General features: G+C 56.9%; 14 protein-coding genes. 1 reads left to right on the top strand and 13 read right to left on the bottom strand.

Going from position 1 to position 15,934, the window contains the following annotated elements:
* Window positions 1-33 precede the first annotated feature (33 nt).
* The 7 genes from deoC to G438_RS0104455 all read right to left on the bottom strand — a co-directional run bounded on the left by deoC (window position 34) and on the right by G438_RS0104455 (window position 7,792).
* Complete coding sequence (gene deoC, locus G438_RS0104485) at window positions 34-687, bottom strand: deoxyribose-phosphate aldolase (protein WP_026460316.1); 654 nt, start codon at window positions 685-687, stop codon at window positions 34-36.
* 24 nt (window positions 688-711) lie between these two features.
* On the bottom strand, window positions 712-2,004 hold the full coding sequence (locus G438_RS0104480; RefSeq protein ID WP_205618409.1) for a thymidine phosphorylase: 1,293 nt from the start codon (window positions 2,002-2,004) through the stop codon (window positions 712-714).
* 10 nt (window positions 2,005-2,014) lie between these two features.
* Window positions 2,015-2,440, bottom strand: a complete 426-nt coding sequence (locus G438_RS0104475) for a cytidine deaminase (protein WP_026460314.1) — start codon at window positions 2,438-2,440, stop codon at window positions 2,015-2,017.
* Entirely contained in the window at window positions 2,437-3,711 is a 1,275-nt protein-coding gene (locus tag G438_RS0104470) for an ABC transporter permease (protein ID WP_051259296.1), read from the bottom strand. The genes G438_RS0104475 and G438_RS0104470 overlap by 4 nt, the downstream gene beginning before the upstream one ends.
* The gene (locus tag G438_RS10815; RefSeq protein WP_084403087.1) at window positions 3,708-4,991 is read right to left on the bottom strand and encodes an ABC transporter permease; all 1,284 of its coding nucleotides are present in this window, start codon (window positions 4,989-4,991) and stop codon (window positions 3,708-3,710) included. Before G438_RS10815 ends, G438_RS0104470 begins: the two co-directional genes overlap by 4 nt.
* Complete coding sequence (locus G438_RS0104460; RefSeq protein WP_026460312.1) at window positions 4,991-6,523, bottom strand: ABC transporter ATP-binding protein; 1,533 nt, start codon at window positions 6,521-6,523, stop codon at window positions 4,991-4,993. The genes G438_RS10815 and G438_RS0104460 overlap by 1 nt, the downstream gene beginning before the upstream one ends.
* A 171-nt stretch (window positions 6,524-6,694) precedes the next feature.
* Window positions 6,695-7,792 (bottom strand): BMP family lipoprotein, encoded by a 1,098-nt coding sequence (locus G438_RS0104455; RefSeq protein ID WP_026460311.1) that lies wholly within the window; start codon window positions 7,790-7,792, stop codon window positions 6,695-6,697.
* A 166-nt stretch (window positions 7,793-7,958) separates the two neighbouring features.
* Between G438_RS0104455 and G438_RS0104450 the strand changes: the two genes are divergently transcribed.
* Window positions 7,959-8,480 carry a MarR family winged helix-turn-helix transcriptional regulator gene (locus G438_RS0104450; RefSeq protein ID WP_026460310.1) on the top strand — a complete coding sequence of 174 codons (522 nt, stop codon included), beginning with the start codon at window positions 7,959-7,961 and terminating at the stop codon, window positions 8,478-8,480.
* Between the two features lie 194 nt (window positions 8,481-8,674).
* Here the strand turns inward: G438_RS0104450 and G438_RS0104445 are convergent, their stop codons facing one another.
* The 6 genes from G438_RS0104445 to G438_RS0104420 all read right to left on the bottom strand — a co-directional run bounded on the left by G438_RS0104445 (window position 8,675) and on the right by G438_RS0104420 (window position 15,831).
* On the bottom strand, window positions 8,675-8,953 hold the full coding sequence (locus G438_RS0104445) for a DUF1540 domain-containing protein (RefSeq protein WP_026460309.1): 279 nt from the start codon (window positions 8,951-8,953) through the stop codon (window positions 8,675-8,677).
* A gap of 222 nt (window positions 8,954-9,175) precedes the next feature.
* Entirely contained in the window at window positions 9,176-11,062 is a 1,887-nt protein-coding gene (locus tag G438_RS0104440; RefSeq protein WP_026460308.1) for an ABC-F family ATP-binding cassette domain-containing protein, read from the bottom strand.
* Between the two features lies 1 nt (window position 11,063).
* Window positions 11,064-12,047 carry a 4-(cytidine 5'-diphospho)-2-C-methyl-D-erythritol kinase gene (locus G438_RS0104435; RefSeq protein ID WP_026460307.1) on the bottom strand — a complete coding sequence of 328 codons (984 nt, stop codon included), beginning with the start codon at window positions 12,045-12,047 and terminating at the stop codon, window positions 11,064-11,066.
* Entirely contained in the window at window positions 12,040-13,089 is a 1,050-nt protein-coding gene (rsmA, locus tag G438_RS10810) for a 16S rRNA (adenine(1518)-N(6)/adenine(1519)-N(6))-dimethyltransferase RsmA (RefSeq protein ID WP_051259295.1), read from the bottom strand. Before rsmA ends, G438_RS0104435 begins: the two co-directional genes overlap by 8 nt.
* A gap of 58 nt (window positions 13,090-13,147) precedes the next feature.
* The gene (locus tag G438_RS0104425) at window positions 13,148-14,515 is read right to left on the bottom strand and encodes an aggregation-promoting factor C-terminal-like domain-containing protein (protein ID WP_051259294.1); all 1,368 of its coding nucleotides are present in this window, start codon (window positions 14,513-14,515) and stop codon (window positions 13,148-13,150) included.
* A gap of 197 nt (window positions 14,516-14,712) precedes the next feature.
* Complete coding sequence (locus tag G438_RS0104420; protein ID WP_026460305.1) at window positions 14,713-15,831, bottom strand: resuscitation-promoting factor; 1,119 nt, start codon at window positions 15,829-15,831, stop codon at window positions 14,713-14,715.
* Between the last annotated feature and the right edge of the window lie 103 nt (window positions 15,832-15,934).

Raw genomic sequence — 15,934 nt, 5'->3', positions numbered from 1 at the left:
CACAGTTATTAGCAGGAGCGACAGATTGCAGGACTACTGAGGTAAACCTTCAAGAATTTGACGGGAGGCTGACAAACCAAGACGGTTTGCGCCTGCCTCGATCATCGCCAACGCTGTTTCCGCGTCGCGGATCCCACCGGAAGCTTTCACGCCAAGACGGTCCCCCACCGTTGCTCGCATCAGCGCCACAGCGTGGGTCGAGGCACCCCCAGCCTTATGGAAACCCGTCGAGGTCTTCACAAAATCAGCACCCGCTGCCTCCGATGCGCGGCAGGCGGCAACGATTTCCTCATCGGTGAGGGCAGCAGATTCGATAATGACCTTCAGCAAAGCACCTCGGCAGGCTTCACGCACAGCACGAATATCCGCCTCAACACCGGCCCAATCTCCCTGCTTGGCCAAGGCAAGATTGATGACCATATCGACTTCGTCAACACCATCCGCCACTGCCTGGGCCGCTTCGGCGGCCTTAACACTCGACTTATGCGCACCTGAAGGGAAACCCGCAACGCACGCCACTTTCAGGCCCGCAGGCACACTGACGGGCAACATATTGGGGGATACACACACTGAGAAGGTACCAAGTTCACGACCTTCAGCAACAAGGGCCGCGACCTGCTCCGCAGTGGCCTCAGGAGCCAAAAGCGTGTGGTCAATCATTGCGGCAACATCTGCTCGACGAGTCATCATTCTCCTTAATCTATTCACGCCTTAACGCGCACTAATGCGTTCAAGGACGACACTGCTGGGCAATTGTGGTGCTTTCGGACCGATAGCAATGGCATCGGCAAGCCCCTGACAAGCCCGATCAAAACGCTCAGGTGTTGCAGTATGCAGGCGAAGGATTGGCTGACCAACAACCACTGTTTCACCAGGTTTCACCAGGATTTCAATACCTGCCTGCGCCTGCACCGGATCTTCCTTACGCGCACGGCCAGCCCCCAGGCGCCACGATGCCACACCTAGCGCCAAAGCATCCATGCCTGTGACATAACCGCTTTCGTGGGCACAAACATCTTGCGTGTGTTCTGCGACCGGTAACGGCGCATCTGGATCGCCACCTTGAGCAGCCACCATAGCGCGCCACTTATCCATGGCACGCCCATCTGTTAAGGCCGCCTCCACGTCAGCATCTGGTTTACCGGCCAAGGTGAGCATCTCACGCGCAAGCGCAAGGGTCAGTTCCACCACATCCCGCGGCCCACCGCCAGCGAGAACTTCCACCGATTCACGGACCTCCAAGGCATTACCAATAGTGCGACCAAGTGGCACGTTCATATCGGTAAGAAGAGCCACCGTTTTCACACCTGCGTCATCACCCAAGTCCACCATCGTTTGCGCAAGCTCACGGGCCTTGTCTACGTCCTTCATGAACGCGCCTTGACCCACCTTTACGTCAAGAACAAGGGATCCTGTTCCTTCAGCAATTTTCTTCGACATAATCGACGAGGCAATCAACGGTACGCACTCGACAGTAGCGGTCGTATCACGCAGGGCATAGAGCTTCCGGTCTGCTGGCGCAAGGCCCGCCCCCGCAGCGCAGATGACGGCGCCAGGACCCGTGCCAAGAATGTCCATAATCTCGTCATTTGTCAGTGCCGCGCGCCACCCGGGGATAGATTCCATTTTGTCGAGGGTGCCGCCGGTGTGCCCCAAACCCCGACCTGAAAGCTGAGGCACCGCCACATCAAAAACCGCCACAAGTGGAGCAAGCGGCAAAGTGATCTTGTCGCCCACGCCACCGGTGGAGTGCTTATCGGCGGTAGGACGCGCAAGCGCCGAAAAATCCATGCGTTCGCCAGAACGAATCATCGCCTGCGTCCACTGGGCTATTTCAGCACGATCCATCCCGTTCAGAAAGATCGCCATAGCTAGGGCTGACATTTGTTCGTCTGCGACCACACCGCGCGTATAGGCGTCAATCACCCAGTCAATTTGTGCGCTGCTAAGACGCTTCCCGTCACGTTTGGCGGCGATCACCTCAACAGCGTCGAATGTTTCAATACTCATCGTTTTATTCCTCAATAGGATCTGCCGTTGCCAGATCACGTGGACCGAATCCGCCTGGCAGGACCTGGTCAATCGTCATACGCCCTGCGGGCATTGCTAAAAGCATCCCTGGTGCAGCGTGTTCATACAGCAGTTGACGGCATCTCCCACAGGGCGAACAGGCGTTGCCTTGTTCGTCAACGCAGGCAAAAGCAACGAGGCGCCCTCCCCCATTGCGGATCAGGTCCGATACCAGCCCACATTCAGCGCATAGCGTCACACCGTAGCCAGCATTTTCAACATTACACCCTGAGACGTAGCGCCCATCGTCAACCAGAGCCGCCGCCCCCACCCGGAACCGCGAATAAGGGGCGTAAGCCATCTCGGCGGCCTCGCAGGCCAGATGGTGCAGACGCGTCCAGGTCGCCTCGTCAATGGCAGGAAAACTCACGGGTACGGCACCCCTTCAGCGGCTGGTGCGCGTACCGCACCAACGAAGCCTGCCACCGCCAAAATGGTGACGACATATGGTGTCATCAGGAGGAATTCTGCCGGTACAGGTGAGCCTACCGCCTGCATGACAGCACCCAAGTTAGTGGCGAAACCAAAGAGAAGAGCCGCAGCCAATGCGCCCTTCGGGTTCCATCGTCCAAGGATCATTGCTGCCAGCGCAATAAAGCCGTTACCAGCGGCCATATCTTTGGAGAACGCAAGGCCTTCACCGACGGTGAAGAATGCGCCACCCAGACCTGCGAAGGCACCAGCGATCAACACATTCTTCCAACGCATCGCATTGACCTTAATGCCAACGGTATCGGCTGCCTTAGGATGCTCACCGCAGGCGCGGGTGCGTAGACCCCATCGAGAGCGGAATAGCATCACTTGGAGGCCAATAACGGCCACAAACATCAGGTACACAAGGATGGTCTGGTTGAACAGGACCGGGCCAATAACCGGAATATCTTTCAGGATGGGGATACCGATACTTGACAGTGGCAGCGCCTTATTCAGGCCTGGCGCATTCTTCAGCTGAGTGGAGAACAGGAAGGATGTCAGCCCCAGGACCAGCATATTCAATACGACACCAACGACGATATGGTCGGCGCGGAACTTGATGGTAAACAGTGCCAGTAGTGCTGCGACAAGGACACCTGCCAGTGGGGAAGCAATCAAGGCTGCAAGGGGTGTGCCCGCTGCTGATGCAACAACGGCACCAAGGAAAGCACCCAGCAGCATTTGGCCTTCAATGGCGATATTAATGATGCCACTGCGTTCACAAATGACACCCGAAAGTGCACCAAAAACCAGTGGCGTGGCAAACATCAGGCCACCACTGAGTAAAGACACGACAGGGAGGACCGATGAGTCTTTACCGGCAACAGTCCACAGAAGGAAGGTGACAACGAAGGCAACGCCAACGATGCCGACAAGCCAACCGTTGCCTTCTTGACGTGCTAGCGCCGCACGGTAAACCAGTACGGTGCTTGCCAAGGCGATTACTGCCAGCACCATGCCAGTGGCAAAGGCCGGTATCGAGTAGCGACCCAGGTCAAACCAGGAAGTCGCTCCTGACAATGATATTTGTGAGGCACCCGTCGATGTGAAGGCCATAATGAAGGTCAGTGCCGTCATAAAGGTGGTGACAATGGGGTCACGCCATTGCACGGGGGCACTGATGGCCTCGGATGTCGCGGATTTCGATGCGATAGCGGCGGTGCTCATGCGCGGCCTCCTTCAGATGCTTCTTTGGCTGGGGCTGCGATCTTTGCGGACGAGGCTGCATCGGCAGCTTTCTTTTCTCGCCGCAGTCGGATGGCCTCGGAAGCGGCAATTAGAAGCACAATGATTGCCTGAGTAATTTGGACGATATCTACCGGGATTTGTGCCGACGACGCCTGCATAACAGCACCACCAGCGCTGAGGCCACCAAAGAGGATACCTGCCAGGACCACACCTAGTGGGGTTGATTTGCCCAACAGCGCAACGGTGATTGCGTCAAAGCCATAGGAGCCCGCCACAGAACCGGTGATGACTTTTTCTGTACCAAGTATCGGCGAAGTACCCGCCAGGCCTGCAAGGGCACCTGACAACACCAGGGTGAGCATAAGTACACGCGGCACGTTAATACCTGCGGTACGAGCTGCAGAGGGGTTGGCACCTGCAGCGCGTAATTCAAAACCGAAGGTGGAGCGTTTTAGCAGCCACCACACAAATACTGCAGCAAGCAGTGCCACGATGAATCCCAGGTGCAGACGGAAGCTTGATCCGAGGATCTGTGGATACCACGCGCTGGACAGGATCTTTTGCGACTTTGAGGGGATTCCGCCTTCGCCATAGAAGAGTTTACGTGTGAGGAGGAATTGCACAAGGAAGACTGCCACCGAGTTCAGCATGATCGTGACGATTACTTCGTTGGCGTGGAGTTTGGCTCGAAGAATGCCGGGGATAAGGCCCCAGAGTGCACCGCCGATGACTGCGCCACAGATCGCGGCAATCATGTGAAGGCCAGCGGGCAACTCCCAGTAGAACCCAATGAATCCGCCCAGAACAGCCCCCATCATCAGCTGCCCTTGCACGCCGATATTGAACATGCCTGCGGTGAAAGACACTGCGATGGCTAGGCCGGCGATGATCAGCGGGACCGAACGGGTGAGGGTTTCAGTCAGTGGTCGGATTGCGCCACTGAAGGTGGGCTGTGTCCAGTCAAAGATTGAGCCTTGGATCAGCGAAGTGAAGAAACCTCCGAAGGCATTGGAAAATGCGGTGAGGAAGTCACTGGGTCGAGCAAAAAAGTATCCTGCGGTTTCTTGGACTTTGGCGTCGAAGATCGCGACGATAAAGGCGCCCAGGATGAGTGCCAAAATGATGGCGCCCGCAATGGTCGTTGTTGACGGATTAAAGAAGCGTTTGAGGAAGGTTGTCACCCAGGTTGGGCCACCTTGTTGTGAGGACGCATCATTTGAGTGGTGCGCGCTGGTGGTCGCTTGAGTATCGGTACTCACTAGGCCTCCTTCGTGGACGCTTGTGCGCGTGCTTCAGTTTCTGGGACGCCCGCCATCATGAGGCCAAGGACGTCGGTTGGTGTGTCAGCGTCGACGATGCCAACGATTTTGCCGCGATACATCACGGCGATGCGGTCTGCTAGGGCAACGACCTCGTCAAGTTCGGTCGAAACGACGAGGACAGCGGTGCCTTTGTCGCGTTCGGCAACAATACGTGCGTGGACGAATTCGATGGATCCAACATCCAGACCACGGGTTGGCTGTGCAAGGAGCAGGACACGCAGTGGGCGCGACAATTCGCGGGCGAGGATGGCCTTTTGTTGGTTGCCACCTGACAGTGTAGAGATAGGGTCGTGAACCGAGGTGACGCGGACATCGAATTCTTCACGTAGTGTCTCTGCGTTTGAGTCGATGACCTTCAGGTTAAGTGACGGGCCTTTGGAGTAGGGCGGCAGGTCGTACTGGTCGAGGATCATATTCTCGGCGATAGAGAATTTGGCAATCATTCCGTCTTCGCTGCGGTCTTCAGGCACATACCCGAGGCCCACGCCAAGGCGTTGGCGGATACTCAATTCGGTGACGTCGTTACCGTCGATTTCTACGTGGCCTGCATTGGGGTGGCGTGAGCCGAGGGTGACTTCGCAGAGTTCGGTTTGCCCGTTTCCTTGGACGCCCGCGATGCAGACGATTTCGCCGCGACGCACTTCCAGGTCAATGTGGTCCAGTGCGGTGGTGCCACTTTCGTCGAGAAGCGATACGCCTTTGTAGGCCAGGGCAACATCGCCCACGGTGGCGGCGTCTTTGTCAACACCCAGGTCGACTGGGCGGCCAACCATCAGACTGGCCAGTTCATTTTCTGACGAGGTGGGGGTGGCTTCGCCGACCACCTTGCCTCGGCGAATGACGGTAATGTGATCCGCAACGGCACGGACTTCACGGAGTTTGTGGGTGATAAGGACGATGGAGGTGCCTGCGGCACGCAGTTCCTTCATGATGGCGATTAATTCATCGGTTTCTTGTGGGGTGAGCACAGCTGTGGGCTCATCCAAGATGAGGACCTTCGCGTCGCGAGACAGCGCTTTGATAATTTCGACGCGCTGCTGAGCGCCCACAGAAAGATCTTCGATCAGCGCATCAGGGTCGATGTCGAAACCAAAACGAGTGGATAATTCAATGACTTTTTGGCGTGCTTTGGCCACATCAAGGAGTCCGCCTTTAGTGGGTTCGTAACCCAGCGCCACTGATTCTGTGACAGTAAAGACAGGGACCAGCATAAAGTGCTGGTGAACCATGCCAATACCTGCAGCAACAGCATCGCCTGGACCGGAAAAATGCTGTGGGACGTCGTCGATGAGGATTTCTCCGGCATCGGCTTGGTACAGGCCGTAAAGGACGTTCATTAGGGTCGATTTTCCAGCGCCGTTTTCGCCCAGGAGCGCGTGTATTTTCCCTGGTTCAACGACGAGGTCAATGTGGTCGTTGGCAACTAAGGGGCCAAAAACCTTGGTGATGCCACGCAATTCAAGCTTCACAAGCGGTTCCTCATTACTGTCTCACGACGACATGCAGGGGCGTCATTGCCACAGAAGCGACATTTACTGCGTACACGTCTATTGGGTTGGCGTTTATCCTACCGAAGTTGCAGGCAAAGTTGCAGGCGCAGGACATAGTGTCCTGCGCCTGTCACTTATTGAACAACCAAATCAGCTGTTGGAGGGGTTGTGAATGGATTCCACAACGAGGGTTCCGTCAGCGATTTCCTTGGAGAGCTGCTCGATCTCTGCCTTGAGTTCGGCTGGGACCTTGTCTTCGAAATCATGGAAGGGAGCCAAAGAGACGCCGCCGTTAGCAACGGTGCCGACGTATGGGTCGGAGCTCCATGAGTCTTCAACGAGGGACTTGATGGTGTCGAATACAGCGTTGTCAATTTCCTTCATGACGGAGGTCATGATGAGGGAACCGAAATCGGGCTTAGTTTCGTAACCATCTGCGTCAACCCAGATGACACTGGCTTTGCCGGTTTCTTGTGCGGCAGCAAGTGCGCCTTCACCAACGGGGCCTGCAACGGGGAGGATGATATCGGCACCCTGTTCGATGAGCTGGGTAGAGAATTGCTTGCCCTTGGGGGTGTCGGAGAAGTTACCAACGGCCATGCCGTCCTGCTTTTCCTTGTCCCAGCCCAGAAGTTCAACATTGGTGCCCTTGACCTCGTTGTACTTCTTAATGCCGTCTTGGAAACCGTCAGCGAAGATGGCAGTCGAGGGAATATTCATGCCAAGGAAGGTGCCGACCTTACCAGTGGAGGTCATACCTGCGGCAGCGTAGCCTGCGAGGAAGCTGGCTTCGGCAGTATTGAATACCAGTGCCTTGGAGTTTTCTGGGGAATCAGCAAAACCGGAGTCAACAAGAGCGAATTTCACGTTCGGGTTTGCTACTGCAGCTTCGTTCATGGCGTCTGCCATGAGGAAGCCAACGCCGATGATGATATTGCAGCCCTGTTGGATTTGTGCGGCAATATTGGGGCCGTAGTCTTCGCCAGAGGATGATTCAGAGTAGGCAACTTCAATGCCAAGTTCGGCTTTGGCTTGTTCCATGCCCATCTTGCCGGATTCGTTGAAGGATTTGTCTTCGAAGCCGCCTTCATCGGAAACCATGCAAGCTTTGATGGTCGAGGTGGTGGTTTCGGTGGTGTTAGTCGCGGTGGAAGTGTCGGTTGTTGTCGCTTCCGGTGCGGCGCCACAGGCTGCGAGAATCAGTGCAGCGGATGCAGCTGCGGCTGCAAGCTGGATGGATTTCTTCACGGTGTCGGCCTCCTGGGATCACTGTCGTGGGTGGTCAGTCGGCGGAAGAGTGTTCCGCCATAGCATTCAATCGTAGATGCAACTGAGGGGATCTGTGGCCTTCGTAACCGTTTTGCAACCGTTTACTTAATAGGCATCACATCTTGACATCGACTATCTTGAAGACATGACGCCTGCGCCTCATAACGACACACCAGATGAAGTCGATCGTATCGTTGACTCGTGGGCCCGCGAACGCCCCGATATGGACACCTCTCCCATGCTGGTGCTCTCGCGCGTGTCACGCCTGGCCCGCCATCTTGACTTAGAGCGACGCGCAGCCTTCGCGGACCATGGCCTTGAACCCTGGGAATTTGATGTCTTGTCGGCACTTCGACGTGCCGGCAGCCCTTATGCACTCACACCAGGCGCGCTCATGGCTGAGCTTTTAGTGTCCTCAGGAACGATGACGAATCGGATTGACCGCCTTGAGGCACAAGGGCTTGTCGACCGTTCCCGCAGCGCGGAGGATCGTCGCACGGTCACCGTTACCCTGACCGACCGTGGGCGAGAACGTGTAGATGGCGCATTGGAAACGCTCCTTTCCTGCGAACGACATATTCTGTCGGCACTTCCTCCTAGTGACTTGGAGCAACTTGGGATGCTGTTGCGGCCACTACTGCTTCCCTTTGAAGCGCCCGCTTCATAGAAAACACCCCGTCATAGATACACCTCCACACATCACACAGGCAGGGGCACTAAGGTCATTATCTTCACCCGCGCAAATGGACACGTACCCCTTCAAATCCGTTGGCAAGTGTGAAAGCAGCAGAGGGGTTCCGACTGTCGTCGGAACCCCTCTGCTGTGCGGAACTGCTGACACAGTCCTGCATGTCGCACCATTTAACGTGCTTCGTATGAGAGGCAGTCGGCGGTATGTGCACCGACACGAATAGCTTCAGCAGTGCACTCCAATCCCGAGTTGTGGGTGCAGTCAGCCATTTGGCAGGCACCAACAAAGGTGGAGGCGTCTTCCATACCACCTTTGATGGACAAAGGAATGAAGGTTGTGCAGGTCTGTGCGTAGCCGATGGTGACGGCTGCTGCACCGCAGTGCTTGGTCTTGTTGTATGAGCAGCTATCGACAGAGCAGTCGACAATCAGGGGAAGCGTGGTCGCCATTTCTGTTCCCTCCAGCGGTATTTTTTAATTACGTAAGCCCTGGTGACTTACCCTCATTTACCAGTGAACACTATCGACACACCACACAGCCACAGCACCTAAATAAATGCAGGTCAAGATGGATTTTCCAGCACGGGCGATTGTGGGAGTTCCAGATTAACCACTTGCCCTAATTCAGTGTGATCAAAATAGGCAATTTACGCTAAATCAACGTCCAATATTTCATTCAAGTAGTTCCGCGGCTTCCAACCATGCGATTTCACATTCCTCAATGTCCTCACGTAATGCGTCGTGGCGAGCAGAAAGCGCAGTTAATTCATCCAAAAGACCCGCCTGAGTCGCAACCGCACGCGAAACAACGGCCATGCGTTCCTCGACGCTACTGTATTCGCCTCGTAGCTTCTCTAGACGCCGTTCAAGCCTGTCGGCTTCCTTCTTGGCTGCTCGCCGCTGTGCAGAATCTGATGGTGTTTTACCGAACTTGCCGAGCATGCTGTCACCATCGTCCACACCGCTTTCAGAAGGAGCAAGGTCAACGCTGCGTGAGGCCTCGGCACGCAAAGCAAGGTATTGCTCAACGCCACCGGGCAATGCCCGTAATGCGCCATCACCCAGCAACGCCACTTGATGATCAGTCACTCGTTCAAGGAGATAGCGATCGTGACTGACCACGACCAGGGTACCTGGGAATGCGTCAAGCAGATCCTCCATCGCCGCCAACGTATCAGTGTCAAGATCGTTGGTCGGCTCGTCAAGGAGCAACACATTCGGTTCCGACATCATTAGCCGCATCAATTGAAGGCGACGCCGCTCACCACCAGATATTTCGCCAACACGACTCCACGCGCGTTCACGGGTAAAGCCCATACGCTCGGTCATTTGCGAGGCGGTTACTTCCTTCCCGCCAACCGTCACGACCTGCGCAACGACCGCCACCGCCTCGACAACGCGCATATCGGCAAGGGCATCAAGTTCGTGCGTTTCCTGCGACAACGTGGCAATACGCACCGTTTTTCCGCGTTTCACGCGACCAGTGTTGGGCATCATATTGCCACGCACAAGATTGAGGAGGGTTGTTTTTCCCGCACCGTTGACGCCCACAATACCAACCCGTTCCCCAGGGGCAAGGCGCCAGGTGATGTCATTCAAAAGTGTGCGTTCCCTGCCGACCTCGTCGGTAAAGGAAACAGTCACCGACTCAAGGTCCACCACATCTTTACCTAAGCGAGCACTGGCCATGCGCACTAATTCAACCGTATCGCGTGGCGGCGGCACGTCGGCAATGAGCGCCTCAGCGGCGGCGATATGAAATTTTGGTTTCGATGTGCGGGCGGGTGCGCCGCGTCGCAGCCACGCTAACTCTTTTGTCAGCAGATTCGCGCGTTTTTGAGCTGCTACGTCTGCTTGGCGGGCCCGTTCCGCGCGGGCGAGGGTGTAGGCGGCGTATGAGCCATCATAGATCTCTACGTGTCCGGGGATTTGTGGACGTGACCCACCCGGGTCGATCCCAGGAACAACCTCCCAAATATGTTCACATACGGCGTCAAGGAACCAGCGGTCGTGTGTGACGGCAAGTAATGCGCCGACGGCACCTGGGCGGGCAAAACGCGCATTAAGGTGGGCTGCAAGCCAGGCGACGCCTTCAACGTCTAAATGGTTCGTGGGTTCGTCAAGACACACAACGTCAGCCTCGCATGCAAGGACTTTTGCCAGCGCGACGCGCCGTTTCTGTCCACCAGACAGAGTGTCGATACGCGCCGAAAGGTCGAGGCCACCGAGGAGGCCCGTATGGATATCCCTAATCGTCGGATTTGTTGCCCACTGGTAGTGCTCAAGACCAGGGTGGATTGCCTCAATCACGGTGTCACTACCGCTCAGGGTATCGTGCTGGTCCAGCATCGTTATCTGCAGTCCCTCACGGGTGACCAGACGACCGCCATCGGGTGCGACACGACCGGCAATCAGGCGCAGAAGGGTTGATTTTCCCGCGCCATTTGGGCCGAGGATGCCGATACGTGAGGAATCCTCAACGCTGACGTTGACATCGGCAAGAAGGTGTCGTGACCCTGCGAGCGCAAAAAGGTCTTGTGTGCCAAGAAGATGAGCCATTTTAATACTGCGCACTTTCGATCCGTGCGCCCACTGCTGGACCCGAGGTAAGTGCAACGGCGCTCACCTGCGGAGCCTGAGTCAGGCGCATCGCCACAGCCCTTGCGTCATCTGAGGTGGTGCATAAGGCGGCTACGGTGGGACCTGAGCCCGACAGGACAACACCGATCGCCCCCGCGTTGCGGGCCGCTTCCACGGTTGCTGCCAATTCTGGACGCATCGCGATAGCGGTCGTCTGCAGGTCGTTGTGGAGGTGGGGAGCAAGCGCTTCGGCGCTGCCCGTGAGAGCTCCAATGACCTGTTCAGACGGCTTTTCGAGGCGCGACCAAGCTCCTCCGGGGCCACCTGCGGCGTCGAGGGCGCGAAATACTTCTGGGGTTGACAGTCCCTGGTGAGCCATTGCGAATACCCAGTGATGGCAGGGGTCTGTGGTTTCGTGGGCTTGAGTCAGGACCTGCAGATGGTCACCGCGTCCGGTACCCAGAGCGATACCACCGACGAGGCAGGCGGGCACATCAGCACCGAGGGTGCGCCCGATCACTTGGAGTTCCTCGCCGTCCAAGCCCAGGTCCCATAGCTCGTTACAGGCAAGCAGTGCGGCGGCGGCATCTGCAGACCCGCCGGCCATGCCGCCCGCCATAGGTACGCGTTTGTCGACGGTGATGGTCAGTCCTGCTGCAGTCTGTGCCCACGGGGTTGCCATGGCGAGGCGTTGGAGGATTTTCGCAGCGCGCACAGCGAGGTGTTCATTGGGTGGCAGTGTCGCCAGTGCCGCAGTTGTGCGCTGATCACATGTGCCGTCAGGGAGGTAAGCGGTTGTTTCGACACTGATCCCTGGCTGGCGTTTCGTGCGCACAGTCACGGTTTCACGAATATTGACTGCCTCAAAGACGGTCACCAGCGGGTGGTAGCCGTCATCGGTCGGCGCCCCTACGTGCAAGGTGAGATTGACTTTCCCTGGGGCTGATGCGGTGACTTCACGCATGAGCATGGCCTCGCGATCCCTGTGTCACTGCAGGAGCAATGACGCCCTCAGCACGTAGATCAAGAAGTGCACGACCGATGCGGACAAATTGTTCAATTCCCAGTGTCTCGCCACGAACCGACGGGTCGACATCAGCTTTTTCCAGCAGAAGGTTGGCCGCCTCGGTACTACCTGCCCAGGTCCGCATTGCTGCGCGCAGGGTTTTGCGTCGCTGCCCAAAAGCAACATCGCACACTTCGAATGTTGCGAGGCGTAGGGCTTCGTCACCTCGCGGCTCGTGATTTCTGCGCAGCCGGACAAGGGCGGAGTCAACATTGGGGACGGGCCAAAAGACGCTGCGGCCAATGGTTCCAGCACGTTCAGCCTGCCCATACCAGGCTGCTTTCACCGATGGGACACCGTAGGTTCGGCTTCCTGGTTGCGCGGCGAGGCGGTCTGCAACTTCTGCTTGGACCATCACGAGGACGTCAGTCAGCGTGGGGAGGTGTTCCAGCATCGACAGCAGAACGGGGACAGCAACGTTATAGGGAAGATTTGCCACGAGTTTATTGGGGGCAATCGTAGCCTTTGCCTCGCTCCCATCCTGTTCGGCCTGTAGCTGGTCAGGGATCAGGTCATTGACGCTGCGCACGGTCATGGCATCGCGAAGGACCACAGAAAAACGCGAAACCGCCTCGGGCATACGGGCGCGCACGGTTTCGGGCAGCGCGAGCGCAAGTGGTGGGTCGATCTCAACGGCACGCACATGCGCACCTGTTTCTAAGAGAGCCAGGGTCAGGGACCCTAATCCTGGGCCAACCTCAATGACATCATCGGTTGCCACGACTTCCGCCGCGCGGACGATCCGACGCACCGTTCCAGCATCGTGAACAAAGTTTTGTCCTAAGACTTTGGTGGGTCGTATCCCCAAGGCATCAGCGATGGCTTTGATTTCAATTGGCCCCAAAAGCCCGCTGTCGGATGGCTGTGCACCTGGAGGCAGGGTGGCGTCGAGGCGCCGATTCTTATGCGGCTTGGGGCTGGCTGGTGGTACTGGGGTCACAGATAAAGTCTAGTGGACACGATGGGGGTCGCCGCACCTGCACGTGTGCTGCGCAGGATCAGTACCATCCCACAGAATTCGAGTGAGCAAGTGCGCCGCAAGGCGTACCGTAACGACCCGCAATATATCCCAGACCCCAGGTAATTTGGGTAGCGGGGTTTGTGCGCCAGTCAGCACCTGCCGAGGCCATCTTCGACCCTGGCAGTGATTGCGGAATACCGTAGGCGCCTGAGGATCGGTTTTCAGCGTAGGGATTCCATCCGCTTTCACGCTGCCACAGCACGACGAGGCATTGGAATTGCGAGTCATCCCAGCCGCGGGCCGCTACCATCGTCTGGGCGATTGCCTTGGGGTCTTCACCGGAGTACACCAGTGGCACACCCGCAGACATGGCGGCAGCTGCCGCCTCAGAGGAATCGCTATCGCCCACAATGGCGGCAATTTCTGCCGATGTCGACAGGGTCCCCAGGCGTGCACGGTAACGGATTGACGCATTACCGTTAGCCTCGGTACCTTCTTCCAATGTGGCCTTCGGGTCGATGCCTGCCGCGATGAGCGCTTCAGGGGTCACTTCCTTGGTGCCGACCAGCACTACTTCGTTGACCGCTTCGGTGGTGCTACGGGTGCCGGTTTCTACCAGGTGTGTATCTTGCCCGTTGACTGTTTCGTGCCATACGTCTTTTTCGGTGATGCCCACGACACCTGCTGTTTGGACTACGCGTTCGCCTTGGAATAGATCAGTACTGGGGGTTTCAGTGACAGAGAATGGGGTTTCTTCGGTGCGTACGGCAGCACCTCGTTGTACTTGGTCAACATTGATGTGCAGGCCGGCACTGTCATAGCTCACGGTCACGCGATCAATGGGGGACACAGTAATGCCCGCGTTTTCTAGGGCTGTACGTGCATCAATGCCAGGTTCAGCGGTAATAAGTTGATCGGTGTTGGCAACGGAGACGTTAATGGATTTCGTGGTGGCAACCAGTGGAATGGGAGTTCCACGGCTAGCTGAACGATCGGCGGCTAGGTGGATTGAGTTACCGAAGCTGCCCGCATCAGTAAGGATTGCCTCAGCATTGGCGGCGGTGCTCCACACGGTTTGCGCCTGCCCGTCAATAGTGAGGGTGTAGGGGTGCGCTGTGCGGACAACGACGACATCACCGTCGCCAACGGTTTCGTTAAGGGCTGGCAGGACAAGGTCATGGGCGCCTACTGTGATACCAGCAGCATCAAGGACGCCACCTGCCGTATCTTGCCAGGTCGTTACTGGCATTGCAACACCGTCAATTTCCAGGGTAACTTCGGACTTGGAGGCGATCACATCTGCTGCTGCGGTGCCGACGATGAGAAGCGAGGCGGCAGCTGAGCAGGCCAGCACCCATCGGCGGGTGGGCTGGTAGCGATCGAGTATCGTCTCAAGCACGGGCATATAACTCCTGTAGTCCTGCCATTTCTGGCTCCACGCGTTGCGCGGACATAGCGATTGTAATCGTTTCGTTATAAACGTGAAAGGTGAATGAAAGGCTGCACGTTGTCGAGGCACGAAATCCGTACAGCCTTTCACCACTGTATCTATGACGCTAGGGACGACACAGTCGCCGTCATTGCACTAGCGCAATGGCAAACTCAGAGCAGGCCGAGTTTAGCTGCGCAGGCGGGCCACTGCCCCCAACCGGAACGTGCCTGCAGGATCTGAGCGCGCATCGTTTGTTCCTCAGCACTTGCCTCTGAAGGCAGGCCTGTACCGCCCACGGAACGCCACGTGGGCAAGGAGAATTGATACATGCCGTAGTAGCCGTTACCGGTATTCGTCGTTGGATTGCCACCTGATTCGCAGCGTGCCAACGCGGCCCATACGTCACCTGACGCTACGGTCGTGCTTGAGGTTGTCGTAGATGTGGACGATGTCGTGGTTGCCGCTTTCGTACCGACGGCCACGATCTTGTTCACGGGCTCGGTTCGTTCTTCCGAGACCAAGACGTCCACTGTATTGACACCATTGACGCTTTGACGGTAGTAGGTGCGATTCACACTGCCGTTGGCCCCTTCTTGGAGGACCTTCGTCGTGCCCACGGTGAGGGTGTCGTCTTGACGTTCTTCAGTGGTGAACGCCAGTTCTTCTGTTTCAACGACAGTGCCGCGCATGACACGGGTGACATTTACCGTCAGTGTTTGGCCTTCACGGGTGAAGGAAACCTGGTCGATAGGCGAGGCGGTGACACCTGCTGCTGCAAGTATTTCGTCAGTGGTTGCGGTAGGTTCAACGTTGACGATAACACTTTGTCCGTCAGCGTTGACCACGATACCTTCGCTTGTTGCCTGAAGTGGAAGCTGTGCACGTTCTGTGGAACGGTCAGCAGGCATGGCAACCGTCGCCCCGTCAGCCAGGACATCACCGATCACGTCGGAGATATTGGTTGCGGTAGACCATGCGGAGACATTCTCACCATCAATGGTCATGGAGTATTCGCTTGCTGAACGTACAACAACGGTGTCACCGTCACTGACTGTTTCAGCCAGAGCTGGTGCCACTTGGTCGTGCTGACCAAGATTAATACCTGCGGTTGAGAGTGCGCCTTGGACATCGGAAAAGAACCCGGTGACTGGGACGCTGACGCCATCTACTTCGACGACTACTTCACGATGGGCAGCTATCGCACCTGCTGAGGCGATAGCGATAATGGCTGCAGCGGATGCTGCTGAGGCGGTGAGGACAGTACGTCGCGTGGGGCGTCGCAGGTTCATATAACTCCAGACCTTGTAGGAAGCACTCGTGTCCTCCGGCACGCTGGGTGTTGCGGTATCAGCTGATACTACGGTGCTCTGTCGCCTTCCACGATACTGGGTT

This window comes from Schaalia suimastitidis DSM 15538 (genome assembly GCF_000429105.1).
Classification (GTDB): domain Bacteria; phylum Actinomycetota; class Actinomycetes; order Actinomycetales; family Actinomycetaceae; genus Pauljensenia; species Pauljensenia suimastitidis.
Note: the sequence above shows the minus strand (reverse complement) of the source record. Positions and strands in the feature narration are given on the sequence as shown.